We start from the raw sequence: 22,989 nt of genomic DNA, 5'->3' as shown, positions 1-22,989 counted from the left end.
CGATATGTTTAAGTGAATACTTTTGAATAATTATTTGTAATGAATATTAAAATATCTATAAATATGACAATCTTGAGTATGTTGAATGAATTTGAACATGCTCAGGCCGAAAACAAAAGTCAGCTCCGCCAAGATTTACTCTACCAATTGGTAAGTTTATCTAAAAGTTTGCCTTATCCAGCTTCAGGTCATACCTATCAGCGATGGCAATTGTTTGCTCAAATTGCAGGGTATGATTTAAGTCTCGCTAAATTATTTGAGTCACATCATGATGCTTTAAGTATTCTAAATGAATTGGGCTATCAAGACGAAATCGATGACCAAACTTGGGCGGTATGGGCAGCAGATGGCGGGCCGGCACCTGTACAGGTCCAGAACAATCACTGTAATGGCATAAAAACCTGGTGCTCAGGTGCAGAGTTTATTCAAAAAGCCCTAATGAGTTATAAGGACAAAGAAGGCCAAGCACAGCTTTGTATCGTTGATTTGGCTCATCTCTCTGTTCATGTTGACTTGAGCCACTGGCAAGCAGTCGGTATGCAGGGAACCCAAACAGCTCAAGTGCATTTTGACAATACTCCTGTTATTCCTATCGGACTGCCAAATTGCTATTTGGAGCGTCCGGGTTTTTGGCATGGTGCTGCTGGTGTTGCGGCTTGTTGGTATGGTGCCGCGGTACGCTTGGTTAGCTTCTTACATAAAAGTTGCACCCTTAACCCAAACGCATTTAAAAAAATGTATTTAGGGGAGTTGGCTCAACAGCTCTCTGTAACCAAACAGTATTTTCAATATATTGCCAAGCTCATTGATGATGAGCCTGCGCTCAGCCATGAGCGTGAAATCCGTATATTACGTGCCCAAACAGAACAATGCTGCCAGAGTGTTATTCAACTCGTTGGTAAAGCTTTGGGCGCGCGTCCTTATTGTGAAGAGCCTACATTTTCACAGCTCATCGCTGATTTACCAGTATTTATCCGACAGAGCCATGCGGCTTTTGATTATGAGTCTATTGCTGAGCTCTGTTTACCGGAGAAAAGCTTATGGGAACTTTGAAGCATCCCTTAGTAGAGGACCGTATGATTTCAGGTGAAGGTACACCCGAATTCATGTGGCTTGAGGCATTTAAAAAGAATCCTTTAGATCAGCTGAATTTAAAGTTATTTCAGTCTAAAAGAGTGGTGATTGTTGCTCCGCATCCTGATGACGAAGTGTTGGGTTGTGGTGGTTTAATGCAGCAGCTAGTTGAGCAAAACTGTCATATTGTCATTTTGGCAGTCAGTAATGGAACACAAAGCCATCCTCATTCAGTGAAATATACTCCTGACCAATTGAACGATTTACGTCCGCAAGAAACACTGGCTGCTTTAAACACTTTAGGTATTTCAGCTTTTTCTGAACGGATTGGTTTAAATCTAATGGATGGTCAAATTCATTTACAGACTGATCAATTGAATCAGGCGCTTAGCCAAATAGTTCAGCCCGAAGATATTTTAATTTGTAGCTATGCACTTGATGGCCATCCAGATCATGAGGCTGTCGGGAAAACAGTACAAGCTTTTGCCGAAGCTCGGGACTTACTATGTTTGCATGTATTGATTTGGGCATGGCATTGGGCAGAGCCTTTTGACACACGAATTAACTGGTCCAAAGCAAAAGCTTATGCCTTAACTGAAAACCAGTTAATTAAAAAACATCAGGCGGTTATGCAATTTAAAACACAACTTGAAGCCGATGAGAGCACAGGAAATTCCGCCGTTTTATCCTCAAGTGCGATTAGCCGTCTTTTAATGCCTTATGAGGTATATCTGAGTGATTCATTCTCGTGTGTATTTTGAAGAGTTGTATCGTAGTAATAATGACCCGTGGGGCTATGACTATCACTGGTATGAAGCCCGTAAAAGACAAATCTGCCTTGCATTATTAACGCGACCACACTACGAAAGAGTTTTAGAAATTGGCTGTTCAAATGGGCATTTAAGTGTTTATCTGGCTCAGCGCGCTGCTCGTCTGTTATGTATTGATGTGTCGAAGCAAGCCGTTCAGCTCGCATCCCAACGGTTAGAAGCATTTGAACATGTGACTGTTGAAAATAGAAAAATACCTGAAGATTTTTATGAACAAAAATTTGACCTGATTGTAATTAGCGAAGTGGCGTACTACCTCACATTCGATGAGTTAGGTGAGTTTATTGAACAGTTAAAGCAGGCCTTAAACCCGGAAGGGGAAATTTTGTGTTGCCATTGGCGACATGATATTCAGGATTTTGAATTGAATGCCCAAAAAGTCCATCAAAGCTTTCAACAATCTTTTCCATTTCATCACTATTTAAGTCTGAACGATCCGGACTTTATGGTCGATGTTTGGACGGTTAATCCTTCATCAATAGCTCAGCGAGAACAATTACGATGAAAATAGGTGTTGTAGTTCCAGCGCATAATGAAGAGCAACATTTGCCCGCCTGTTTGCAATCAATTCAGGAGGCGATTGAAAAAGTACCGGATGAACAAGTCGAGGTTATGGTTGTACTTGATAGTTGTACGGATCAGTCGCGCTCAATTGTACAGCGCTACGGAGTAAGCTGGATTGAATGCAATTATGCATGTGTCGGAAAAGCACGGGACTTAGGTATCCGCCAACTTATTCAAAACGGCGCAACTTGGCTGGCCTGTACCGATGCTGATAGTGTGGTCAGCCCTGACTGGTTACGCTGCCAGATTTTGCATCAACCTACAGATGCAATTTGCGGTATTGTGACTTTAGATGACCTTAGCCGTTTATCAGTTATGAAACAAAAAAAATATTTATCGCATTATCAGGATTGTATGGATCATCACCATATTCATGGCGCAAATTTAAGTTTTAGTGCTGCTGCTTATATGCAAGTAGGCGGTTTTGAGCCTGTTCCTTGCCATGAAGATGTTTCACTCATTCAAAAACTGATAAGGCAGTGCTGTAATATTACATGGAGCAATTTAGTTCGGGTAACTACCAGTAGTCGACTCGAAGGAAGAGCGCCGGAAGGCTTATCAAAATTTTTAGAAAATCTTTAATTAAAATTATTTTCTTAAGATTATTTTAATAATTAAAATATATTCTAAACTCAGATCCTCTGTTATACATAGTGTTTTAGTGTTCATTGAGCTATACCTTTTTGCCACATCACCCGATGTGGTTTTTTTTCATTATGACCATACAAACATCTAGGCCAACGCAAAGACCTTCTCAACAATAGTGCTGTATATCTGACACGATGACACAAAAAGTCACAAAAGCTAAAACTCACTGTTTTCACAAATTGTTTAGATAGCTATAGATAAAATAACGAGGAGAACATTCATGAAAAAAATATTATTCACCACACTCACTGGACTTGTTTTATTAACTAGTAGTGCAGCATTTGCAAGAACAGATCCCGCTTTACTTAATCAAGCAGCAAAAAATGTAGTCACTGTTTCAAAAGCTAAAACTTTAGCTGATGAAACAGGGGTAACCTTAACTGGTACTATCGTTAAGCATATTGCTGGCGACCATTATGAATTTAAAGACAAAACAGGTTCAATCGTGATTGATGTCGATGATGATTTGGCAAATGGTTGGCAGTTAAAGGTTGGAGATAAAGTGCGTATTGTAGGTGAGGTTGATACCCACCGCGTTAAACCGACTGAAATTGAAGTATTACAAATTGAACGTGTTAAATAATTTTTCATTTTAAATAAAAAGCTCGAACTAGATTCGGGCTTTTTTATTGAAATAAGCAAGCTTATAAATTTTTTATAATAATGAAATATAAAGTATTTTAAATAAAGGTATGTTAAGTTGAAAATTCCATTAATAATGAAATTTTATATTTCACGGAAGTCTTATGAACGTTCGCCTGTGTTATGCCAGCCAACGAAATGAAAAAAATGAAGATTTGCTACAAGATTTACGTGATATTCTGACAGAAGCTCGTGATTTCAACGATTTAAACGGGATTTGTGGGGTGCTTTATTATGCCGATAATGCATTTTTTCAATGTCTAGAAGGCGAACAAGAGGTCGTTGAAAGATTATTTGAAAAAATTCAAAAAGATCAAAGGCATTATAATATTAAATGGTTATGCACATACTCCATTGATGAACACTCTTTTCAGCGTTGGTCAATGAAATACGTGCAGCGTAATACAAATATTGAAGCTTTCTTTCTTAACATGGGAGAGAATACCTTTAACCCGCTTTTGCTGAACCAGCAAAACCTCAAATTTTTCTTAAATGAACTCTTAATTGCAGAGCAAACTAAGATGAATACGGTTAAAAAAGTTGGAATGGTGAATAGGGGAGTAAACCCGTTCTAGCTATTAGATGCGATACCGATATGGATGTGTTTGAGTTTAGGTACGATTTGTGTCATGACTAAATAGACAATTACTGAAATCGACAGCATCCATATCACTTCTAAACTTTGACTAATCACAAACATTGCCCAGTAAAAAAAGCTAAAAAGGGCAATACACAGTCCGCTTCCTTTGTAGTACCAAGTAATAAATATTCCAAAGAGCGCTGAAGAAATGATGAGATTTAGTGTCTGATTCATTCCTAGATAGTTAAAAAGAATAATTAGTAAGCATAAAGCTAACATTGATAGTAAATATACAAATATATTTTTTGCAATAAACATTCTTTATATCCTATCTGAAGATTTAAAAAGTAATCTTTCCTCTGTTTCCAGAGGAAAGATAGTACATATTTATTTTTTGAGATTCTTTTTCTATTATTGAGACTTTTTATATTAATAAAGATGACTTTATCATTTTCTCCAGATCTCTTTATTAATATTCAGCTTTCTATTTAATAGTAAAGAGTGCTTATATGTACTGAAATTAATTATAGGAAAAACAATCAATTATGTTGTAAGTTTTGGCTTACATAATTGTGAGACATTGCCTACATTTGTATAAAAAATAACCTAATTTTACAAAGTTGTATGAATAAAAATTTATATTTTACATATGTTTATTTAAAATTATTGTTGGGATGGTCTTTACATAAATAACAAAAAGTAACATCAGATATTCAATTATTATTTTTAAATAAAATTTGATGAATTAAAAATATTGTTATTAAAAAGTTAATTAATATGAGTTTTTATAATTTGTATGATGGGAAGTAATAATTTGAACTTATAAATTTAAAATATGTTTGTTAAAAATAGATTTCCTTATCTATTTTGATTAGGTTTGGATGATCAAAATCTAGGGAACATGGGCCACCAGACTGAGGCTAGTAATATAATAGCCATTATTTTGTTAAAAATATTTATATGTTTGGGTTTTGAAAAAAGTCGAGTACTTAGTCTGCCTACTAAGGCCCATAGGTAGAGACAAGGAAATGCTATAAGTAAAAAAATGCAGGATAAAATTGAGACATTTATCAAGATATCTTGTCCCTGTTTTGTATAGACGCTAATAACTGCAAAAGCCATCATCCATGTTTTAGGATTAATCGCTTGCATTAAAAATGCAGCTTTAAAACCAATAGGAGGGTATTGTTCATTTTTTTCTAAAAAGATAACAGGATTGTAGTTATATAGTTTCCAAGCTAGAACGGTAAGCCAGATTAAACCACTCCATGTCATAATTTTTTGAATAACAGGGTAAGCAAGAATAGTGGAGCCAAGGCCAATACCAACCACTAATACAAGTAAGGCTGCTCCAATACAAGAACCTAAAATAACGGGAAGTGTTTTAGAAATTTTATAATGACTACTTAAACTTAAAATTATAAAGTTGGTCGGGCCTGGAGTAATTGAGGCAACAATTGCAAATAATGAAAATGCAGTGAGGTTTTCCATCTTGTCTACCTTAGTTAATTGGGAGAGACAAGATGAAATAATTAAGATTTTTAATCTTGAAGATTTGTGCAGATTTTTCTATAAGCGGCTGGTGTTAGTCCATAACAGCGTTTAAACCAACGACTTAAATGACTTTGGTCTGAAAAACATAAATCAGAAGCAACTTGTGCTGGAGAAATACTTCTAGCGAGTAAATCACGTGCTCGAGTAAGCCTAAGTTGAATAAGATATTGATGAGGAGCTAAATGAAAAGTTGATTTAAAAAAACGGTGAATATGGTAACGGTCTAGTCCCACCATACGTGATATATCTTCTAACCCAATATCTTCAAATAAATGATCATGCAGAATATCTCGGATTTGATGGGCGATTTGGGGTACATGAATACAAGAAGATTGAGAAGCTTTTTTTAACCATTTACCTTGGGCAATATATTGAATCAGCACATCTAGACTATTGTCTTTCACAATATTCATTTCTTTATAGTGTAAGTGTCGAAATGCTTGCGAAGTAATGATTGCGAGTTGATCATCGGATTTTAATGGCGCATCAATCACTAGTTCGTAATGATCGGGGCTGTTGTGAAACAAACCTTGAAGGCGTTGCTTTAACCATTCTGGATGTAGATAAAGCATTTGGTAGGTAAAACCATCAGATGCAGGCGCATGTCCATCATGAATTTCTTCTGGCTCAAGCATAAAAACTTGCCCAGCATGACTATTGATTTGCTTTTTACGGCAATGAAATTGTTGAATACCAGATTCAGTTACACCAATTAAATAACTTGAATGCCAATGGGGATCATAAGCATGGCCAGTAAAATGAGCACGGATTGTTTCGATACCCGTATTGGTATCTTTTGAAATATCCACCCAGTTACTACTCATAAGCACTGACCTATAAACTTTTAATTTTAGCCCCTGAAACAGTATAAAAGAGATAAAATTAGTTCTAGAAGATTTGTGCAAAAACTTTAAAAAATTTAGTGTGCATTAAAACCAGCCTAAGGTTTAACAGGCTGGTTTTTCATTAACGTTTAAATTGATTAATCTGAACGCTTAGCCAGCCAATTACTCATTTCAGGCCAAACAGAGGTCGGAGCTTGGCTACCGGACACTACGCCCATATGGCCGCCGGGCACAGTTTTGAATGTTTTATCTTGGCTACTAATTAAATCCATAAGAGGCTTAACAGCATCGGCGGTCACAATAATGTCTGTATCTCCACCTACAGCCAACACTGAACAATCAATATCTTTTAAATAAGCTGTAAGTTCCCCAAATTTGATTACACCTGTTGAGAGTTCATTATCAATCCAGAAACGTAAAATAATGTCGCGCATAACGCCACCCGGATAGGCCAGCATATTGTCGATAAATGAACTAGAGGTAGCGTGGTCAACAATAAATTCTCGGTTATCCAGATTTTTAAGAAGTTGCCAATAGGTTTTTAAATTGCCAATGGGGTCCGTTAATTTAAAACCGAGTGTGTTTTGCCATCCATGAATATGAAACACTTCACTTGGTACATGTTGGCGAATACGAAAAGGCGTATGCTTACGGACCCACTGTGCAGGTTTAGTCAGACTTCCATAGAGCTTACCCATATAACCTGCTTTATGTGTGTCGATCGGAGAAGCAAGAATCATTAGATTCTTAATATCTTTATCTTTAAATAACGCGGTATAGCAAAGTGAAAGTGCGCCGCCTAAGCTCCAGCCATGTAATGAAAGCTGTTGTTGTCTACTATGTATACGGACCTGCTTTAACATTTCAGGCATAAAGACTTTTATGTAGGTGCCAAAATTGTATTTGGCTTGATTTCGGGTAGGTACGCCCCAGTCTATTAAATAAACCTCGAAGCCTTGATCTAAAAAATAACGTATGAGACTGCGGGTAGGGAACAAATCGTAAATAAGCATGTTCACAGCTAAAGGCGGAACAATCACTAACGGCACACGGTGTTTGTGTGCAGAAGCCTCTGTCTCAATTCTATAATGTCGTAAACTTATAATTTCATGCTTATAAATTACATCAAAAGGCGTTTTTCCTGACAGGGCAATTTCCGACCCTCTAAAAAACAGATCTGATGCATTGGAGAGCATGTGAGGTATTTTCTGACCAGCACGCTTTTTAAGAGATGTTTTAATCGACTGTACCTGCGGAACATTCTGTCGAACTTTAAGCAATAAACTCATTGAATATAAAACCTATAAAGATGTTGCCCAGAGCAAATAACGAGCTGGTCTTTTGCGGATATTAAAGGGAATAAAAGATGAGTTCAGTGACCTAAAAGACAGGATTTTCTGTTTAAGAGATCAAAGTGAAGTTATACTAAATTAATGATTTCTTTACATAAGATTTTGAAATGATTGATAAATTAAATTATAGGGCATGATTTTGTATAAAATATTTAAAAATTTAAGCTATTCTTAAGAATAGTAAAAATTTATTGGTAGGGTAATTTTGTAAAGTTTATTTGTGTTTTTTTTACATATTAAAAAATAAAATATAATTATTTTACAATCCGTTAGGAATGTAATCAGAAAGTAGTATATATGGAATTTGTTTTTAATGGTTTTTATACACTAATTTCGGCGGTCATCGTTCTATTGTTGGGTCGCTTTCTTGTCAATCGGATTGATTTTTTAAAACGTTATAATATCCCTGAACCAGTAGCAGGTGGTTTGGTCGCTGCGGTAGTTTCTTTACTTGTCCACACTTTCTGGGGATACAGTATTGTTTTTAGCAGTGAATTACAAACCAGCTTTATGCTCGTGTTCTTTGCTTCAATTGGTTTAAGTGCCAATTTTATGAAGCTTAAAGAGGGTGGTACTGCTTTAGTCATCTTCTTAATTTGTGTAGCCTCATTTATTGTTGTTCAAAATGCTGTCGGTATGAGTCTTGCAACCTTATTGGGTCTAGACCCACTTATTGGTTTGATTGCAGGTTCAATTACTTTAACCGGTGGTCATGGTACAGCAGGTGCATGGGGTGAAATTCTAGAAAGCCAGCATGGTATTCAGGGTGCTTTAGCGTTAGGTATGGCAAGTGCTACGTTTGGCTTGATTATTGGTGGTGTCATTGGTGGTCCTTTAGCCAAATTGCTCATTAATCGTTATAGCCTTGCTCAAGCAAAAACCAATGCTGAGATTCAGCAGCGTGACACGCATGTTGAACAAAATTCAGATGATCTTGCACCGTTTGAAAACCCCCATCAAGTTCGTTTAATTACTGCCGACAATGCAATTACCACGCTTGGTATGTTTGCAGCCTGTTTAGCATTTGCTGAATTTATGACTGGCTTCAGTAAGGGAACTTGGTTTGAGTTACCAACTTTCGTTTGGGCGCTTGGTGGCGGTGTAATCTTAAGAAATATTTTAGAAAGCGTGTTGAAGGTTGATATTTTTGACCGCGCGATTGACGTTTTTGGTAATGCGTCTTTATCTCTTTATTTAGCAATGGCATTGCTTTCGTTAAAGCTTTGGCAACTTGCTGACTTAGCAGGTCCACTTGTGATTATTTTAGGTGCTCAAACACTGACGATGGCTTTATATGCAGCATTTGTGACTTTCCGTGTAATGGGGAAAAATTACGATGCGGCAGTATTGGCAGCAGGTCACTGTGGTTTCGGTATGGGGGCTACACCAACCGCCGTTGCAAATATGCAGGCGATTACCAATATGTATGGCCCATCGCATAAAGCATTCTTAATTGTTCCGCTTTGTGGTGCATTCTTTGTCGACTTGATTAATGCAACTGTGATTCAGCTTATGTTGAAATTTATTGCTTAATTAAAAAAAGCCCGTAAGGGCTTTTTTTATGGGGCATTTTATAGCCAACAACTTAAACCGTTAAATCTGCTGCACTTAGCATTTCTTGGCCCACAATCATTTTGGCAAATTGATTGGCAATTCTTCCTGAACGGTTGCCTTGCTGAGTTGCATATTGAATAGCTTTTAACTGAATCGTTTCCCAAGTTTCGCGTTGTTGCCATTTGTATTCATTTAGCCAGTATTGAACAGTTTTTAAATACTCTTGTTGGCTAAAGCCATAGAAATTAATTTGTAAACCAAATCTGTCTGCTAAAGAAATCTTTTGTTCAATGCTGTCGCCAGGGCGTAATTCGCCATTTTCCCCGACATTTAACTCGGTATTATCTTTATTGTATTCGGCCACCATATGCTTTCGATTTGATGTTGCATAAATGAGTGTATTGTCTGAACTAGAGGCCAGTGAACCATCTAATACAGTTTTTAAAGTTGCGTAACTTGAGTCACCGGCTTCAAAGGCCAAGTCATCACAAAAGATGATAAAACGCTCAGTACGGTCTTGCAGTAAGTTAATAATTTTAGGCAAATCTTCTAAATACTTTTTCTCAAGTTCAATCACCCGAAGGCCTAAGTGGTGATATTCATTTAAACAGGCTTTTACAATAGACGACTTGCCTGTACCACGTGAGCCTGTCATGAGTACATTATTTGCCAACAAGCCTTTTGCAAAGGCTTCAGTATTTAGTTTTACTTTGGTGAGTTGGCTGTCGATATTGCACAGATGATTAAAAGAAATGAGTTGAGGTTTACGGATCGCGACGAGCGAACCTTTATTATTTTCTCTTTCCCATCTAAAGGCAATCGCCTCATCTAAGACATCTACAGAAATTTCTTGGGTTTTAGAAATTTTTTCGACTGCTTGAGTAAGCTTTTGAATTTCAAAAATAAGGTTTGAAATTGTCTGACTTAATTCCATGAGCTCAACCTTTAAAAATGCATGAAAGAGAAATTGAACAATTAAACATAGGATGATAGTATCACCGTATGTTTAAGCTTACTAGTACCAATTTTAATGATTGAGCAAATTCAAAAAAGATCACTGGTCGATGAGGTGATTCATGTCATACGTCAGAATATTAAAAATGACATTTGGAAAGTAGATGAGAAAATTCCGACTGAACCTGAGCTTGTTCAAGGTTTGGGTGTGGGCCGAAACACCATTCGAGAAGCAATTAAAATTTTAGAATATTTAGGTGTTTTAGAAGTCAAACAGGGGCTGGGTACTTTTGTACGTACGAAAAATGACTTTTCAATTGTGATTAATTCAATTCATCATTCTGATTTATATGAACACGTAGAAGTACGATGTTTATTAGAAATCGAAATTGCTAAATTAGCCGCTAGACATAGCACGCCTGAAGATATGCGCGATGTTATAGCGTGTTTAGAACATAGAGCAGCAACAAATCAACAAGATGTTGCTAACTTCATGTTAAGTGATAAGAAACTACATTTGGCAATTGCCAAGGCGACTCATAATAAAGCTTTACAGGCAACTTATGAGTATTTCTTAAACTCAAGCTATCAATACACCTTAGAGCTAGTGACTAATAAAAATTTACCTGACCCAAACCAGCAAATACATACTGAACTTGTTCAAGCTATTCAACACAAGTCTGAGTCAGAAGCCATGCGAATTGCGGAGTTTATGTTGGCGCCCATATTACGTTCGTTAGATTCAATTAAAGCTGACTTTGTCCAAAACCACTAAATAGCTAGATCAAATACTATGAGTTTTATGATTGTTTCGAACAACTTTGCTGTTCCTTACTATTTAAATGTGAGGAAAGAAAAGGGAATGACGGCCTATTATTGGGCAACTCATCAATCTCAGTTAGCTCTATTTGACTCTTACGAATTGGCTTATCGCTTTTACTTTCCATCTCGACATATTTTGATTCGAAGTGAAATTAAAGCTTTCGCTCAGTAATATAATAATTGAGTACAACACCACCATATATTAAAAACATAGGAGAACTGGCTCCTATGTTTTAAAATTTATGGTTCACTGACTAATCTTAATATATTTTTTAACAGTATACTTCTTAAAAATTCTTTATAATTTTCATCTGTATTTTTGTTCGAATGTTGAACTAAATATCCATTAAGTTGAGTGATTATAATAATGGCTCTTTCTTTATATTCTTCTGAAGATATTTTATTATGAATGGGGAGGATGATTTTATATATAAGTTCGAGGTTATACTTTTGTATGATTGACAAAGCTTCATATACATAGGGTAAATGATCTGAAATAGAGAAAAACTCTTTAAATGCATTTGTAATGATCGGTTGCTCTATTTCATAAATTATATTGGTGATAATATTCATAAACCGAATTAAAGGTGGTTCATTTGCATTCAAATTGATTAAAATTTCAATACGCTGTATATAGTCACAAATTAATTTATTAAGTAAAGCTTTTAATAAAATATCTTTATTTTGAAAATAATGTTGCAAAGTACTTAAACTAATATTTGATTGAGTTGCAACTCCTCTCATACTAAATCCGGAATAACCTTTAGTAAGAAAAACTATTTCAGCATTTCTTAAGATCTGCTTTATTCTTTCTTGCCCTTTTAGAGTGGTAAAGGACTTCTTTATTTGCATAGTATCAAAGGTATCAATTTTGATCATTATCCAGCCTGTAAGTACTATTTAAAAAAAGGCATTCTAAACCATGAAATTAAAAAAATATAAATAAAATATTTAAATTCTATTAAACTGAAATTAGGTCGAACGACCTATATTTTTTTAATCTAGGTCATTCGACCTAATTAATGGTTAAAAAATGGGTCAAATGACTTATTTTTATTTCTTTAGGTAGGGTTAAAATAGGTCATGTTACCTATTTTAATAAAAACAAATAATACTTGTTTTTGTTGTGTGTATAAATAATTGTATTTGAATAATTATTTAAAAAGTATGATCGTTAAAAAGATAATTTCTTTTTCTAATTTTTAGCCATTTTAATAAAGTAGGGGTGGGTATTTAATCGGGTGTTTTTATAAGATTAAAAAAAATGATTTTAAATAACTCAACATAGTCTTTTTGTAATATGTGTATACAAGTTAAATAATTGTTATTAAATTGTGAAGAGAATCACACAATAGTAAAAGGTAATTTGTTTTATATATAAAACAGATTAGCCATATTTTATTTGTCGAGTTTGATTCATTTTGTTCTACAAATCTAATCATTATATATGTAGGTTATGAATATGAAAAACATTCAGAAAACACTTCTTGCAGCATTAATAGTTGCTGGTTATGCGGTAAATACTCAAGCAGCTGTTACTGGACAGGTTGACGTTAAATTAAATATCTCAACAGGCTGTACTGTAGGTGGTAGTCAAACTGAAGGAAATATGAACAAGTTTGGTACTTTAGATTTTGGTAAAACTTCCGGTACTTGGAACAACGTATTAACTGCTGAAGTTGCTTCAGCAGCAACAGGTGGCAATATTTCTGTGACTTGTGACGGAACAGATCCTGTTGATTTTACAGTCGCAATTGATGGTGGTGAACGTACAGACCGTACTTTAAAAAATACTGCTTCTGCTGATGTAGTTGCATATAACGTTTATCGTGATGCTGCACGTACAAACCTTTATGTTGTAAACCAACCACAACAGTTCACTACAGTAAGTGGCCAAGCTACTGCTGTACCAATTTTCGGTGCAATTGCTCCAAATACAGGTACACCAAAAGCACAAGGCGATTATAAAGATACTCTATTAGTCACTGTAAATTTCTAAATATAAAAAAGAAATAATTAATTGAGTAGCAGGTTTGCTCAAAGATGAGTAGACCTGTTTTAAATGGAGGGAAGATGATATTCAATCGTGGTTCGGCATTTATAATTTCTTATTTTTTAATTTCTTTAGTAAATGCGGGTGAAATTGGAGCTAAATTAACTAGTCAAATTGAATTATTGCCTTCTTGTTCTGTTAATAATAATGTTGTAGAAAATAATGCAGCAAATTTAAATTTTGGAAATATAGATTTTGGTGAAGCTACCACAGCTTTTAAAGGGGTTTTAGAAGCTAGTTTAGTTAATAATGGTAATTCAGGTTTTCAGATCGAGTGTGCAGGTATTTCAACTGTAAAAATAATATTTGGAGCAGGAAATAATGATAGTAATATTCCAGCTTCATTTTCACAAAATTATTATCATGCTTTAAGTAATGGTAGAGATTTTATTGCTTATAACTTGCTCTATGGTTTAAATAAACAAGTCATTAAAGCAAATGAAGCTTTTATTCTTAATGATATGAATAATAAAAAGAATATCGATATTTTTGGTCAAGCAGCCCATGATGGTAGTCGTATATCTAAGGGTGAATATAAAGATATAGTACCAATTACGATTGAGTTTTAAGAAAAATGAAATACTTATATTTTAAAGCAATATTTTTGCTATCTGTTAGTCAATTTATATATGCAGCAGATCCTCAGCTCAGTTCAAGTTTTAAAGTGCAAGCTAAAATTGAAAATGGCTGTTCAATAGATAATATTGAGCAAAACATGGATTTTGGTAAATACTCTGCTTTATCAAAAAATAAAGTAATGACTAATATTATTAATAGCAAAGGTTCTTGGAATATCCGTTGTACGGAAAGTTTACCTGTAAGTATTTCTATAGATGGTGGTGAAAACCTTCAAAATAATACAAGACGTATGAAGAATAGTTCATCCCCTAATTATTTATCTTACAAACTGTATAACTCTAGCAGTTTATCCAATGAATATATTGTAGGTAATAAATATTTATTGCCTGCTACAACACCTACAAACCGTCTGGCAAATTTTGAAATATATGGTGTCGTTGATTTAGAAAATAATAATGAACCCCATGCGGCCGGAATTTATAAAGATACTGTTTCAATAATGATTACATGGTGATTTGTATGAACAATTCTGCATTTATTAAAAATGGCATTTTAAAATCTTTTTTATTTGCAAGTACATTATCACTTGTTACACCTGTGATGGCACAAGCAACTTTTCTAATTTGGCCGATTTATCCAAAAATTGAAGCCAATGAAAAGGCAACTGCGGTTTGGCTTCAAAATACGGGTAAGACCGATGCGATGGTGCAAATTCGGGTATTTAAATGGAATCAAGATGGCTTAAAAGATAACTATAGTGAGCAATCAGAAATTATACCAAGCCCGCCTGTAGCTAAAATTAAAGCAGGCGAGAAGCATATGCTTCGCTTAACCAAAAGCGCCAATTTGCCAGATGGGAAAGAGCAGTCATATCGTTTGATTGTAGATGAGTTGCCAATTCGACTTTCTGATGGCAACGAGCAAGATGCTTCTAAAGTAAGTTTCCAAATGCGTTACTCAATTCCATTGTTTACTTATGGGAAAGGAATTGGCAGTGGATTAACCGAAGAAAGTCAAAAACTTAATGCAAAAAATGCTTTAGCAAAACTGGTTTTACAGTGGTCAGTTCGCAACAATCAACAAGGCCAGTCTGAGCTATATCTTAAAAATAATGGTCAGAAGTTTGCGCGTCTTTCGGCACTGAAAACTTCAAAAACAGGTAATGATATCTCTTTAGGAAAGGCTGCTTTTGGCTATGTTTTATCAAATAGCACTGTAAAGTTTGCTATTGATCAGTCAACGGCACATGAGTTGTCAAAAACATCTAAAATTTATGGTGTAGACAGTTCTGGTATTAAACAAGAATTGATCGAAATCACCAAAATGGAGGATCCATCATGATCCTTCGGCATAATAATTTATGCAAAAGTATTTTGCTGATTTTATTGTCGGGTGGATGTTTAAATATTCCAAATACTGTGTTCGCAGGCGATTTGCCTCCACCACCAAGAGACATTAATGAAATTAATCAACTTTTTAAACTGTACCTAGATTTGGTTGTGAACCAATATTCGGTCCAGCAAGTTGTGCCAGTGATTGTGAAAAATGATGAGTACTTCATACAAAAAAAGAAGCTGATTGATGAATTAGAAATTAAGATCCCTCAAGAGTTATTAACAAACACTGACACATCTTTATCGAATCAAGATGTTTTGACATTGGGGTTTAGTGGTGACGCGAGTGATTGGATATCTTTAGATAAATTAAAAGATGTAAGTTATGAATATCAATCTTCGAACCAATACTTTAAGCTCAATTTTCCGCCCGCTTGGATGCCCACTCAAGTTTTGGGTAAAGACTCATGGTATAAGCCGGAAGTCGCTCAGTCTGGTATAGGGCTGCTCAATAACTATGATTTTTATACATATAGACCCTATCAAGGCGGTTCAACCAGTAGTTTATTTACTGAGCAGCGTTTTTTCTCTCCGTTAGGGGTCATTAAAAACTCTGGTGTCTATGTCAAAAACCATTACAAAAATGAAGGTAACGCCGAGTCTGTAGATAATGATGGCTATCGTCGTTATGACACATCTTGGCAGTTTGATAACCAAAAGAACGCTACATCTTTTTTACTGGGTGACATTATTACCGGTAGTAAAACGACGTGGGGAAGTTCTGTTCGACTAGGCGGTTTTCAGGTACAGAGAAATTATTCAACCCGACCAGATTTAATTACCTATCCATTGCCACAATTTATTGGGCAAGCCGCGTTGCCAAGTACAGTCGACTTAATTATTAATGGGCAAAAGACCAGCTCAACAGAAGTACAGTCTGGACCGTTTATTTTAAATAATGTTCCTTTTATTAACGGTAAAGGAGAAGCCGTTGTGGTTACGACTGATGCAGTCGGGCGCCAGGTCACAACATCGGTCCCATTTTATATTTCTAATACTTTGCTAAAGCCCGGCTTATTTGATTACTCATTGTCTTTAGGAAAAATCCGTGAAGACTACGGACTTAAGAATTTTTCTTATGGAAAATTTGCAAGTGCAGCCGATGCCCGTTATGGGGTAAATGACTGGCTGACTGTAGAAGGACGCACCGAACTTTCTTCAGATTTACAGTTATTGGGTGCTGGGTCTGTACTCAAGCTTGCAAATTTAGGTGTGCTGAGTGCCTCTTTTACCCAAAGTAAAGCCGATAAGTCTATGTCTGGAGATCGAACGAAAGACTTGGAAGGTAATCAATATACAGTTGGATACAGCTATAACCGTAATCGGTTTGGTTTTAGCATTAACCATAACCAACGTGATGATGAATATACTGACCTTTCACGGCTGCAATATAGCAATTTAATTTCAGTAAATAGTAATAAAAGCTTAACGGCCAATACTTATTTTGCGACCAAAAACTCAGGAACTTTTGGCGTCGGTTATATCAATACCAAGGCGAATGACTTTAAAAATCGCTTTTTAAACTTGTCTTGGGCGCCTGTTTTACCGACTTATATGAATGGCGTGACTGTTTCATTAAGTGCCAATCGTGATTTCATCGAAAAAGAATGGAGTGCTGCATTTCAGCTTTCGATACCGCTGTTTCAGCGAAACGCGACTGTTAACTCAGGTTATGCGTTTAATAAGCAGGGCGATACTGGCTACGTTAACTTCAACCGCTCTGTTCCATCTGAAGGTGGTTTTGGTGTCGATTTAACTCGACGCTTTAATGAAAATAGTGAAGATTTAAATCAGGCACGCGTCAATTACCGCAACAGTTATATTAATACTGACTTTGGTCTGTCTGGAAACCATGACTATAACTACTGGTTTGGCCTATCCGGTTCCCTGATTTATATGGCAGGTGATTTATTTGCTTCAAACCGATTAGGTGAATCTTTTGCATTGATCGATACAAACCAAGTGCCTGATGTTTTGGTCAGATACGAAAACAGTTTAATTGGCCGCAGTAATAAAAAAGGCCATATTTTTGTGCCATCGGTCACGCCTTACTATTCGGGTAAATACAGCGTCGACCCAATCGACTTACCTTCAAACTTTACAATCACACAAGTTGAACAACGGATAGCGGCTAAACGCGGTTCGGGCGTTGTGATTAAGTTCCCTGTTCATCAGTCTATTTCTGCCAATGTCTATTTGACTCAAGCAGATGGCAAACCTATGCCGGTAGGGTCTGTAGTATATAGAGCTGATCAAGAGTCTTCTTATGTGGGAATGGATGGCATTGTCTATTTAGAAAATTTAAAACCGAATAACACCGTAACGGTTCAGCGTTCGGATCAAAGTATTTGTAAAGCAGATTTTTCTGTAGATGTAGAACAAGCCAAGCAGCAGATTGTGGTGGTTAAACCTGTTACTTGTCACGAGGTATCTTTGCCATGAATATAAAAACAAAAAAATTACTCAGACATTTATGTATATTCTCTGGACTGATGTTGACAGGAAATATGGCTCATGCTGCATGTAGCGTGAGCGCTTCAGGTACATCTTCTATTTCGGTCCCGTCTATTTACTTAATGGAAAACGGTGAAAACTCATCACAGTTTAATTCGGGTTTGTCGTGTACGGGTTTTAGCTTGGCTTTGGCGAACATGACCTATTTAAAATATCGGGTTGAGCAAATGTCGAATTCATTTACCAATGCTCAGACCGGAGAAAAACTTAACGCCATTATTTTAGACAGTAACAATGAAATCATTAGCTTAGGCCAAGAAAAAGACATGAGTAGCTTTACGCTGGTCAATCTTTTTAGCGGGCCTGATGGCAATTTACCTTTCTACATACGGCTTCCGGCTGGGCAAAGTGTATCGCCGGGTGTTTATCGAGCCGACTCACCGTTAAAAGTAAAATGGTTCTATTCTGTGCCCGCAGTTGCGATTGTGGGAATCGGTGCCTTCTTTGAGAGCCCTGGGTTTAAACGTGGGGTATTAGGTATTGGTTTTAACTGGGGAAGTGGAGCGGACTCGCTTGGTTCACTCTCAATTACTGTACTGCCAGACTGCCGAATTTTAGCTCAAGACGTAAACTTTGGTACGGCAGCATTTGCTTCCAAGCTTGAGTCTGTTCAATCTTCTATGGGAATACGTTGTTCGGTAAATACTCCATATTATGTGAGTTTAAATAATGGACTTTCCCCGCAAAATGGCAACCAACGAGCCATGAAGTCGCAAACGGGAAATACATTTTTAAAATACGATATTTTCAAGAATTCATCGAATGACCGATGGGGAAGCGGTAACGAGCGTTGGTCGAGTTTAAATGCAACAATTAACCCGGGGGTACATAATGGAGTAACGCAGCAGAACTATGTGTTTACTACAAAAATTGTGGATGAAAACGCAGACACGATACCAGCGGGAACTTATCAAGATACGGTCACGGTACAAGTCGAGTTTTAAAAGCTGTTTTATATAGAAGATAAAAGCTCAGTTCATGGGTTTTTATCTTTAACCAAACTATTCAATTTCTAACTGATCATCATCTTTGGTAATTTTAATTTTTATTTTTTTATATTTCCGCTTATTTGGATCGAGCGCCGAGTTTATTACTTCATCGGCAAAAGGCGGGCACTGCATGAGTTTTGCATAAGCTCTATAGCCGATGCGTATTCGACTAGGCGGGCAATCGGTTCTTTTTGAATAGTATTCAATGAGTGAGTTCAGTTCTTGTAATAAAGTTTGCTGTTCCATCATACATACTTAACAATTAGATAACTCAAGCATAATAGATTTAAACCTTTTGCTGTGTAGCTGTTTATCATAAGCACCTATCAAAATTGTGATGGAGTTCTCTAAAATAACTTATAAATGTATTAAGTTTGTTTTGGGGTAGGCTGAGGTGTTTTTTTAATTGAACTGTCACAATGGAAAGCTAAGTTAGACCTATAACAAAAAGAATGAAGATTGTTGCGAACAATAAAACCAAGAAGCAATTTTCAACTAAAGCTGGTCTGCTGTAATTAAGCTAATTCGAAAGAATTGGCTTTTTTATTTATTAAATATTATTCCTAATAATAGATTTACTAAGTTAATTATTTTTTACTATCAAATTGAATGAAAAATATATTAAAAGAATAGCGACATTTAAGTCGCTACTCTTATAAAAAACGTTGCTTTACTCATGCTATATCAGGGTGTTTATCAGCAAGTTTTTGACGTTTTTGTTGAAGCTCCTGAATTTTCTGATCAATATTTTCAATTTTCTGTTCAATAGTTTCATGAAACTCTTCAAGTAACTCTTGTGCTTCCTCTATATTGTGAGCAATAGGCACGCCCCCGATTAAAGGCTTATTGGCTGTTTCCTTTAAATACATTGCAGTAGCAATACCTACCACCCCGCAAATCATCAAGTAATAGGCTGGAACCATTAGATTGTGGGTAGTTTCAACCAGCGTTGCGGTAAGAGTTGGGGTTAAACCAGCGATAACTACTGAGAAATTAAAGGCAATACCTAAAGCGCTGTAACGGATTTCAGTTGGAAATAGGGCAGGTAAAGTTGATGCCATCACTCCGATAGACATATTGAGAGATAAAGCAAGAATAAGTAAGCCTATAAAAATTTGATAATTTACTCCAGAGTTAAGTAATACAAAGGCCGGATAGGACAAGAAAATAAGAGAAAAGCTTCCAATAAAAATAAATGGGCGGCGTCCGAACTTATCACTCAAATAACCAATCACAGGTTGTACAAATAACATGCCAACCATAACCGCAATGATAATAAGTGCACCATGTGCTTCTGAATAGCCTAAGTTATGCGAAAAATAGCTTGGTAAATAAGTTAGCAACATGTAGTAAGTAACGTTAGTGCTGATTACGAGACCAATGCACACCAATAAACTACGCTTATGTTTAACAAAAATTTCTTTGAAACTAAATTTTTGGGGTTTGCTTTTTTGTGCTTGTTGCTCTGAATGCTGTTGATATACAGGGGTTTCTTCAAGGCGATTACGTAAATATAAACCGATTATGCCCAGTGGTAGAGCGAGAAAGAATGGAATACGCCAACCCCACTCGGCAAAACGTGCCTCACCCACGGCGTGTGTGATCAAGGCGACAGTTGCAGCCCCAAGTACAAAGCCGGCTATCGATCCAAAATCAAGCCAGCTTCCCATAAAGCCACGTTTTCGGTCCGGAGAATATTCAGCTACAAAAATCGCAGCACCTGAGTATTCACCACCAATGGAGAAGCCTTGTACAATTTTTACGATGAGTAAAAGAATAGGTGCCCATAAACCGATTGTTTCATAAGATGGAATAAGGCCAATACCAAAGGTACTGATGGACATAATAATGACAGTAATGGCCAGAACTTTTTGACGTCCGTATTTGTCACCTAAATGTCCAAAGAAAAGACCACCTAATGGACGGAAAATAAAAGGTACTGAAAATGTAGCAAGCGCGGCAATCATTTGCACGCTTGGTGAAGCATCTGGGAAAAATACTTTACCGAGAACGTATGCCACATAACCATAAACGCCGAAATCAAACCATTCAATTGCATTACCTAATGCAGCTGCAGTAATCGCTTTTTTGGTTTTTTCGTTCTCGATGATATTGATATCATCAATCTCAATAGGTTTTACTTGTTTTTCAGATGTGCGCATATCTAGCCTAAGAATTGAATCTCAGTATTTAAAGTGAAAATATACGGTTTTAAATACTGAATTAAAAAATTGCAGAATAAAGAGACAGAATAACGATAAGTTACTCAAGAAAAGGGAATTAAGAGGTGTTCTCTTAATGATCAACAAGATAGCAAAAGAGAACTAATTATTTGTTTATGTTAGAGTTTTAAATTGTGGAGAAATTGTATGGATAAAGTTACATAAGTTTACTTAGTGGTAAAACTGAATCAAGGGTTAAAAAAATTATATAAAAATTGATAAAAGACATGAGATTAGCATAAAAGTTAAGCGCTACTTTTTGAGCTTAAAAGGCCAAGTTTTTTTACTTTTCATATACAAAAACTGAGCTTGCCTTATATTAGGTTTTCATTAATCAAACTTCGTTGCTTCAGGGATTGACTCTAAATAATCAAAAAATTGTTGTATCTGTTCTTCAGTTACACGTGCGGTAGAAATCGGGGGTAATTCATCTCTACCCAAGAAACCGATATCTACCTATGTAACGTTGATAAATATTTTATAAACCCCAAATGAACAATAAATTTTAATTATTTATCCTTAGTTTTTAATGATCTAAGAGGTGGTCCCACATGTTTGAACAACTAAAAGCTTATTTATAAGTGATACTCTGCTCTAGTTAAGCTACCTTATTTTGTTGTGGTAGCTGGTCATAGTAAAACTCATCTGGAGTCATTTTGTCCAGACTCGAATGAGGTCGTTTCAAATTATAAAATTCAAAATATGCGTTTAATTGCTTCTTCGCATCCAAAACATTGCTGTAGGCTTTGAGATACACCTCTTCATATTTAACGCTCCGCCATAATCGTTCAACCATCACATTATCAACCCATCGACCTTTACCATCCATGCTGATTTGGATGTCATTTGATTTCAATACATCAATAAATGCATCACTGGTAAACTGACTGCCTTGGTCTGTATTAAATATTTCAGGTCGACCATATTTTTCAATAGCTTCATTTAATGTTTCTATGCAAAATGTAACCTCCATACTAATCGATACTCTATGCGCAAGTACCTTGCGGCTATGCCAATCAATCACAGCACATAAATAAACAAAGCCTTTTGCCATAGGGATATACGTTATATCCGTAGACCACACTTGATTACTGCGCTGAATAGCCAATCCTTTGAGCAGATATGGATATTTGCGGTGAGCTTGATTAGCCTGGCTTAAATTTGGTTTGCAATATAACGCATTAATGCCCATTTTCTTCATTAAAGTACGTGTATGACGTCGTCCTATATGATGTCCTTGACGATTCAACAAATCACGCATCATACGGCTACCTGCAAAAGGGTATTGCATATGTAACTCATCCATACACCGCATCAGCTTCAGATCTGATGCACTCACAGGTTTTGGGCGATAGTAATAACAACCACGGGAGACTTTCAGCAGCTGAGCTTGCTTAGATACTGAAATCTGAAGTGAGTCATCGATTAACTTTTGTGGTTGAAGCGGCCCAGTTTCTTCAACACACCTTCTAAAAAATCAATTTCTAATGCCTGCTCACCGATTTTTGCATGTAGTTTTTTTAGATCGATGGGTGGTTCTGTTGGAGCTTTTGATTGATCGAAAGCTTGCGAGGAAGCTGAAATCAGTTGATTTTTCCAGTCGATAATTTGGTTTTGATGAACATCAAATTCAGCACTCAATTCAGCAAGTGTTTTTTCTGCTTTAATCGCAGCAAGTGCTACCTTAGCTTTAAAATCATTTGAATGATTTCTTCTTGGTCTACGTGCCATAAAATACTCCATATATTGATGTTTATAACATCATTTGGGGAGCAAAATATCACTTATAAGTGTTGTTCAAATTTCCTGATCCACCTCT

General features: G+C 36.1%; 24 protein-coding genes and 1 pseudogene. 15 read left to right on the top strand and 10 right to left on the bottom strand.

Annotated elements, in window-relative coordinates:
• Positions 1-78 precede the first annotated feature (78 nt).
• The 6 genes from MKL36_RS08625 (at position 79) to MKL36_RS08600 (ending at position 4,333) form a co-directional block, all read left to right on the top strand.
• On the top strand, positions 79-1,053 hold the full coding sequence (locus MKL36_RS08625) for a hypothetical protein (protein ID WP_031223082.1): 975 nt from the start codon (positions 79-81) through the stop codon (positions 1,051-1,053).
• Entirely contained in the window at positions 1,041-1,835 is a 795-nt protein-coding gene (locus MKL36_RS08620; protein WP_021511598.1) for a PIG-L deacetylase family protein, read from the top strand. The genes MKL36_RS08625 and MKL36_RS08620 overlap by 13 nt, the downstream gene beginning before the upstream one ends.
• The gene (locus MKL36_RS08615) at positions 1,810-2,409 is read left to right on the top strand and encodes a class I SAM-dependent methyltransferase (protein ID WP_000581929.1); all 600 of its coding nucleotides are present in this window, start codon (positions 1,810-1,812) and stop codon (positions 2,407-2,409) included. The genes MKL36_RS08620 and MKL36_RS08615 overlap by 26 nt, the downstream gene beginning before the upstream one ends.
• Positions 2,406-3,050, top strand: a complete 645-nt coding sequence (locus MKL36_RS08610; protein WP_000690470.1) for a glycosyltransferase — start codon at positions 2,406-2,408, stop codon at positions 3,048-3,050. The genes MKL36_RS08615 and MKL36_RS08610 overlap by 4 nt, the downstream gene beginning before the upstream one ends.
• Before the next feature lie 286 nt (positions 3,051-3,336).
• Positions 3,337-3,699: a NirD/YgiW/YdeI family stress tolerance protein gene (locus MKL36_RS08605; RefSeq protein WP_000721827.1), complete on the top strand. Its 363-nt coding sequence runs from the start codon at positions 3,337-3,339 to the stop codon at positions 3,697-3,699.
• Between the two features lie 163 nt (positions 3,700-3,862).
• Positions 3,863-4,333 (top strand): AnBLUF65 family BLUF photoreceptors, encoded by a 471-nt coding sequence (locus MKL36_RS08600; protein WP_001102888.1) that lies wholly within the window; start codon positions 3,863-3,865, stop codon positions 4,331-4,333.
• Here MKL36_RS08600 and MKL36_RS08595 read toward each other — a convergent pair.
• The 4 genes from MKL36_RS08595 to MKL36_RS08580 form a co-directional block, all read right to left on the bottom strand.
• Positions 4,330-4,656: a hypothetical protein gene (locus MKL36_RS08595; RefSeq protein WP_000469224.1), complete on the bottom strand. Its 327-nt coding sequence runs from the start codon at positions 4,654-4,656 to the stop codon at positions 4,330-4,332. The genes MKL36_RS08600 and MKL36_RS08595 overlap by 4 nt on opposite strands.
• A 567-nt stretch (positions 4,657-5,223) precedes the next feature.
• A complete protein-coding gene (locus MKL36_RS08590) occupies positions 5,224-5,829 on the bottom strand; it encodes a LysE family translocator (RefSeq protein WP_021511599.1) in 606 nt (201 codons plus the stop codon).
• Positions 5,830-5,879: 50 nt separating this feature from the next.
• Entirely contained in the window at positions 5,880-6,716 is an 837-nt protein-coding gene (locus tag MKL36_RS08585) for an AraC family transcriptional regulator (protein WP_021511600.1), read from the bottom strand.
• Between the two features lie 158 nt (positions 6,717-6,874).
• The gene (locus MKL36_RS08580) at positions 6,875-8,026 is read right to left on the bottom strand and encodes an alpha/beta fold hydrolase (protein ID WP_086374163.1); all 1,152 of its coding nucleotides are present in this window, start codon (positions 8,024-8,026) and stop codon (positions 6,875-6,877) included.
• Positions 8,027-8,386: 360 nt separating this feature from the next.
• On the opposite strand from MKL36_RS08580, the gene gltS reads away from it, so the two are divergent.
• Positions 8,387-9,622, top strand: a complete 1,236-nt coding sequence (gene gltS / locus MKL36_RS08575) for a sodium/glutamate symporter (protein WP_021511601.1) — start codon at positions 8,387-8,389, stop codon at positions 9,620-9,622.
• Positions 9,623-9,674: 52 nt separating this feature from the next.
• Here the strand turns inward: gltS and MKL36_RS08570 are convergent, their stop codons facing one another.
• Positions 9,675-10,577: an ATP-binding protein gene (locus tag MKL36_RS08570; RefSeq protein WP_000423653.1), complete on the bottom strand. Its 903-nt coding sequence runs from the start codon at positions 10,575-10,577 to the stop codon at positions 9,675-9,677.
• Between the two features lie 96 nt (positions 10,578-10,673).
• Here MKL36_RS08570 and MKL36_RS08565 point away from each other — a divergent pair, with 96 nt between their 5' ends.
• Both MKL36_RS08565 and MKL36_RS08560 read left to right on the top strand, forming a co-directional pair.
• Positions 10,674-11,372 carry a FadR/GntR family transcriptional regulator gene (locus MKL36_RS08565; protein ID WP_031223083.1) on the top strand — a complete coding sequence of 233 codons (699 nt, stop codon included), beginning with the start codon at positions 10,674-10,676 and terminating at the stop codon, positions 11,370-11,372.
• Between the two features lie 27 nt (positions 11,373-11,399).
• Complete coding sequence (locus MKL36_RS08560) at positions 11,400-11,591, top strand: hypothetical protein (RefSeq protein ID WP_000637306.1); 192 nt, start codon at positions 11,400-11,402, stop codon at positions 11,589-11,591.
• Positions 11,592-11,659: 68 nt separating this feature from the next.
• On the opposite strand, the gene MKL36_RS08555 is transcribed toward MKL36_RS08560, so the two are convergent.
• Positions 11,660-12,298, bottom strand: a complete 639-nt coding sequence (locus MKL36_RS08555) for a TetR/AcrR family transcriptional regulator (protein WP_000590086.1) — start codon at positions 12,296-12,298, stop codon at positions 11,660-11,662.
• 583 nt (positions 12,299-12,881) lie between these two features.
• Between MKL36_RS08555 and csuAB the strand changes: the two genes are divergently transcribed.
• The 6 genes from csuAB (at position 12,882) to csuE (ending at position 18,903) form a co-directional block, all read left to right on the top strand.
• The gene (csuAB, locus tag MKL36_RS08550; RefSeq protein ID WP_021511602.1) at positions 12,882-13,418 is read left to right on the top strand and encodes a Csu fimbrial major subunit CsuAB; all 537 of its coding nucleotides are present in this window, start codon (positions 12,882-12,884) and stop codon (positions 13,416-13,418) included.
• Between the two features lie 74 nt (positions 13,419-13,492).
• Positions 13,493-14,041 carry a Csu fimbrial biogenesis protein CsuA gene (csuA, locus tag MKL36_RS08545; protein WP_021511603.1) on the top strand — a complete coding sequence of 183 codons (549 nt, stop codon included), beginning with the start codon at positions 13,493-13,495 and terminating at the stop codon, positions 14,039-14,041.
• A gap of 5 nt (positions 14,042-14,046) precedes the next feature.
• A complete protein-coding gene (gene csuB, locus MKL36_RS08540; protein ID WP_021511604.1) occupies positions 14,047-14,565 on the top strand; it encodes a Csu fimbrial biogenesis protein CsuB in 519 nt (172 codons plus the stop codon).
• Positions 14,559-15,392, top strand: a complete 834-nt coding sequence (gene csuC / locus MKL36_RS08535; protein WP_153903779.1) for a Csu fimbrial biogenesis chaperone CsuC — start codon at positions 14,559-14,561, stop codon at positions 15,390-15,392. The genes csuB and csuC overlap by 7 nt, the downstream gene beginning before the upstream one ends.
• On the top strand, positions 15,389-17,887 hold the full coding sequence (csuD, locus tag MKL36_RS08530; RefSeq protein WP_021511606.1) for a Csu fimbrial usher CsuD: 2,499 nt from the start codon (positions 15,389-15,391) through the stop codon (positions 17,885-17,887). Before csuC ends, csuD begins: the two co-directional genes overlap by 4 nt.
• Positions 17,884-18,903 (top strand): Csu fimbrial tip adhesin CsuE, encoded by a 1,020-nt coding sequence (csuE, locus tag MKL36_RS08525; RefSeq protein WP_021511607.1) that lies wholly within the window; start codon positions 17,884-17,886, stop codon positions 18,901-18,903. The genes csuD and csuE overlap by 4 nt, the downstream gene beginning before the upstream one ends.
• A gap of 57 nt (positions 18,904-18,960) precedes the next feature.
• Here csuE and MKL36_RS08520 read toward each other — a convergent pair whose 3' ends face one another.
• The 4 genes and pseudogenes from MKL36_RS08520 to MKL36_RS08505 form a co-directional block, all read right to left on the bottom strand.
• The gene (locus MKL36_RS08520; protein ID WP_000437833.1) at positions 18,961-19,194 is read right to left on the bottom strand and encodes a hypothetical protein; all 234 of its coding nucleotides are present in this window, start codon (positions 19,192-19,194) and stop codon (positions 18,961-18,963) included.
• Between the two features lie 428 nt (positions 19,195-19,622).
• Entirely contained in the window at positions 19,623-21,110 is a 1,488-nt protein-coding gene (proP, locus tag MKL36_RS08515) for a glycine betaine/L-proline transporter ProP (RefSeq protein WP_001260521.1), read from the bottom strand.
• A 390-nt stretch (positions 21,111-21,500) separates the two neighbouring features.
• Positions 21,501-21,623, bottom strand: a pseudogene (locus MKL36_RS08510) (ADP-ribose pyrophosphatase); the annotation flags it as partial.
• Between the two features lie 145 nt (positions 21,624-21,768).
• Positions 21,769-22,913, bottom strand: a protein-coding gene (locus MKL36_RS08505; RefSeq protein WP_085944219.1) for an IS3 family transposase whose coding sequence is annotated in 2 segments (ribosomal slippage) — positions 21,769-22,649 and positions 22,649-22,913 — 1,146 coding nt in all. Because the reading frame shifts where the segments join, the coding sequence is not laid out codon by codon here.
• Between the last annotated feature and the right edge of the window lie 76 nt (positions 22,914-22,989).

It is taken from the genome of Acinetobacter sp. AOR12_HL, assembly GCF_027855275.1.
In the GTDB taxonomy this organism is placed as follows: domain Bacteria; phylum Pseudomonadota; class Gammaproteobacteria; order Pseudomonadales; family Moraxellaceae; genus Acinetobacter; species Acinetobacter baumannii.
Note: the sequence above shows the minus strand (reverse complement) of the source record. Positions and strands in the feature narration are given on the sequence as shown.

What these genes read in the sequence shown, in the direction of transcription:
- MKL36_RS08520 (WP_000437833.1), bottom strand. Translation starts at nt 19,194, where the DNA reads ATGGAACAGCAAACTTTATTACAAGAACTGAACTCACTCATTGAATAC.
- MKL36_RS08560 (WP_000637306.1), top strand. Translation starts at nt 11,400, where the DNA reads ATGATTGTTTCGAACAACTTTGCTGTTCCTTACTATTTAAATGTGAGG.
- MKL36_RS08600 (WP_001102888.1), top strand. Translation starts at nt 3,863, where the DNA reads ATGAACGTTCGCCTGTGTTATGCCAGCCAACGAAATGAAAAAAATGAA.
- csuA (WP_021511603.1), top strand. Translation starts at nt 13,493, where the DNA reads ATGATATTCAATCGTGGTTCGGCATTTATAATTTCTTATTTTTTAATT.
- proP (WP_001260521.1), bottom strand. Translation starts at nt 21,110, where the DNA reads ATGCGCACATCTGAAAAACAAGTAAAACCTATTGAGATTGATGATATC.
- csuC (WP_153903779.1), top strand. Translation starts at nt 14,559, where the DNA reads ATGGTGATTTGTATGAACAATTCTGCATTTATTAAAAATGGCATTTTA.
- csuD (WP_021511606.1), top strand. Translation starts at nt 15,389, where the DNA reads ATGATCCTTCGGCATAATAATTTATGCAAAAGTATTTTGCTGATTTTA.
- csuB (WP_021511604.1), top strand. Translation starts at nt 14,047, where the DNA reads ATGAAATACTTATATTTTAAAGCAATATTTTTGCTATCTGTTAGTCAA.
- MKL36_RS08605 (WP_000721827.1), top strand. Translation starts at nt 3,337, where the DNA reads ATGAAAAAAATATTATTCACCACACTCACTGGACTTGTTTTATTAACT.
- MKL36_RS08580 (WP_086374163.1), bottom strand. Translation starts at nt 8,026, where the DNA reads ATGAGTTTATTGCTTAAAGTTCGACAGAATGTTCCGCAGGTACAGTCG.
- MKL36_RS08585 (WP_021511600.1), bottom strand. Translation starts at nt 6,716, where the DNA reads ATGAGTAGTAACTGGGTGGATATTTCAAAAGATACCAATACGGGTATC.
- csuE (WP_021511607.1), top strand. Translation starts at nt 17,884, where the DNA reads ATGAATATAAAAACAAAAAAATTACTCAGACATTTATGTATATTCTCT.
- MKL36_RS08590 (WP_021511599.1), bottom strand. Translation starts at nt 5,829, where the DNA reads ATGGAAAACCTCACTGCATTTTCATTATTTGCAATTGTTGCCTCAATT.
- MKL36_RS08595 (WP_000469224.1), bottom strand. Translation starts at nt 4,656, where the DNA reads ATGTTTATTGCAAAAAATATATTTGTATATTTACTATCAATGTTAGCT.
- MKL36_RS08610 (WP_000690470.1), top strand. Translation starts at nt 2,406, where the DNA reads ATGAAAATAGGTGTTGTAGTTCCAGCGCATAATGAAGAGCAACATTTG.
- MKL36_RS08565 (WP_031223083.1), top strand. Translation starts at nt 10,674, where the DNA reads ATGATTGAGCAAATTCAAAAAAGATCACTGGTCGATGAGGTGATTCAT.
- MKL36_RS08625 (WP_031223082.1), top strand. Translation starts at nt 79, where the DNA reads ATGTTGAATGAATTTGAACATGCTCAGGCCGAAAACAAAAGTCAGCTC.
- gltS (WP_021511601.1), top strand. Translation starts at nt 8,387, where the DNA reads ATGGAATTTGTTTTTAATGGTTTTTATACACTAATTTCGGCGGTCATC.
- csuAB (WP_021511602.1), top strand. Translation starts at nt 12,882, where the DNA reads ATGAAAAACATTCAGAAAACACTTCTTGCAGCATTAATAGTTGCTGGT.
- MKL36_RS08620 (WP_021511598.1), top strand. Translation starts at nt 1,041, where the DNA reads ATGGGAACTTTGAAGCATCCCTTAGTAGAGGACCGTATGATTTCAGGT.
- MKL36_RS08570 (WP_000423653.1), bottom strand. Translation starts at nt 10,577, where the DNA reads ATGGAATTAAGTCAGACAATTTCAAACCTTATTTTTGAAATTCAAAAG.
- MKL36_RS08555 (WP_000590086.1), bottom strand. Translation starts at nt 12,298, where the DNA reads ATGATCAAAATTGATACCTTTGATACTATGCAAATAAAGAAGTCCTTT.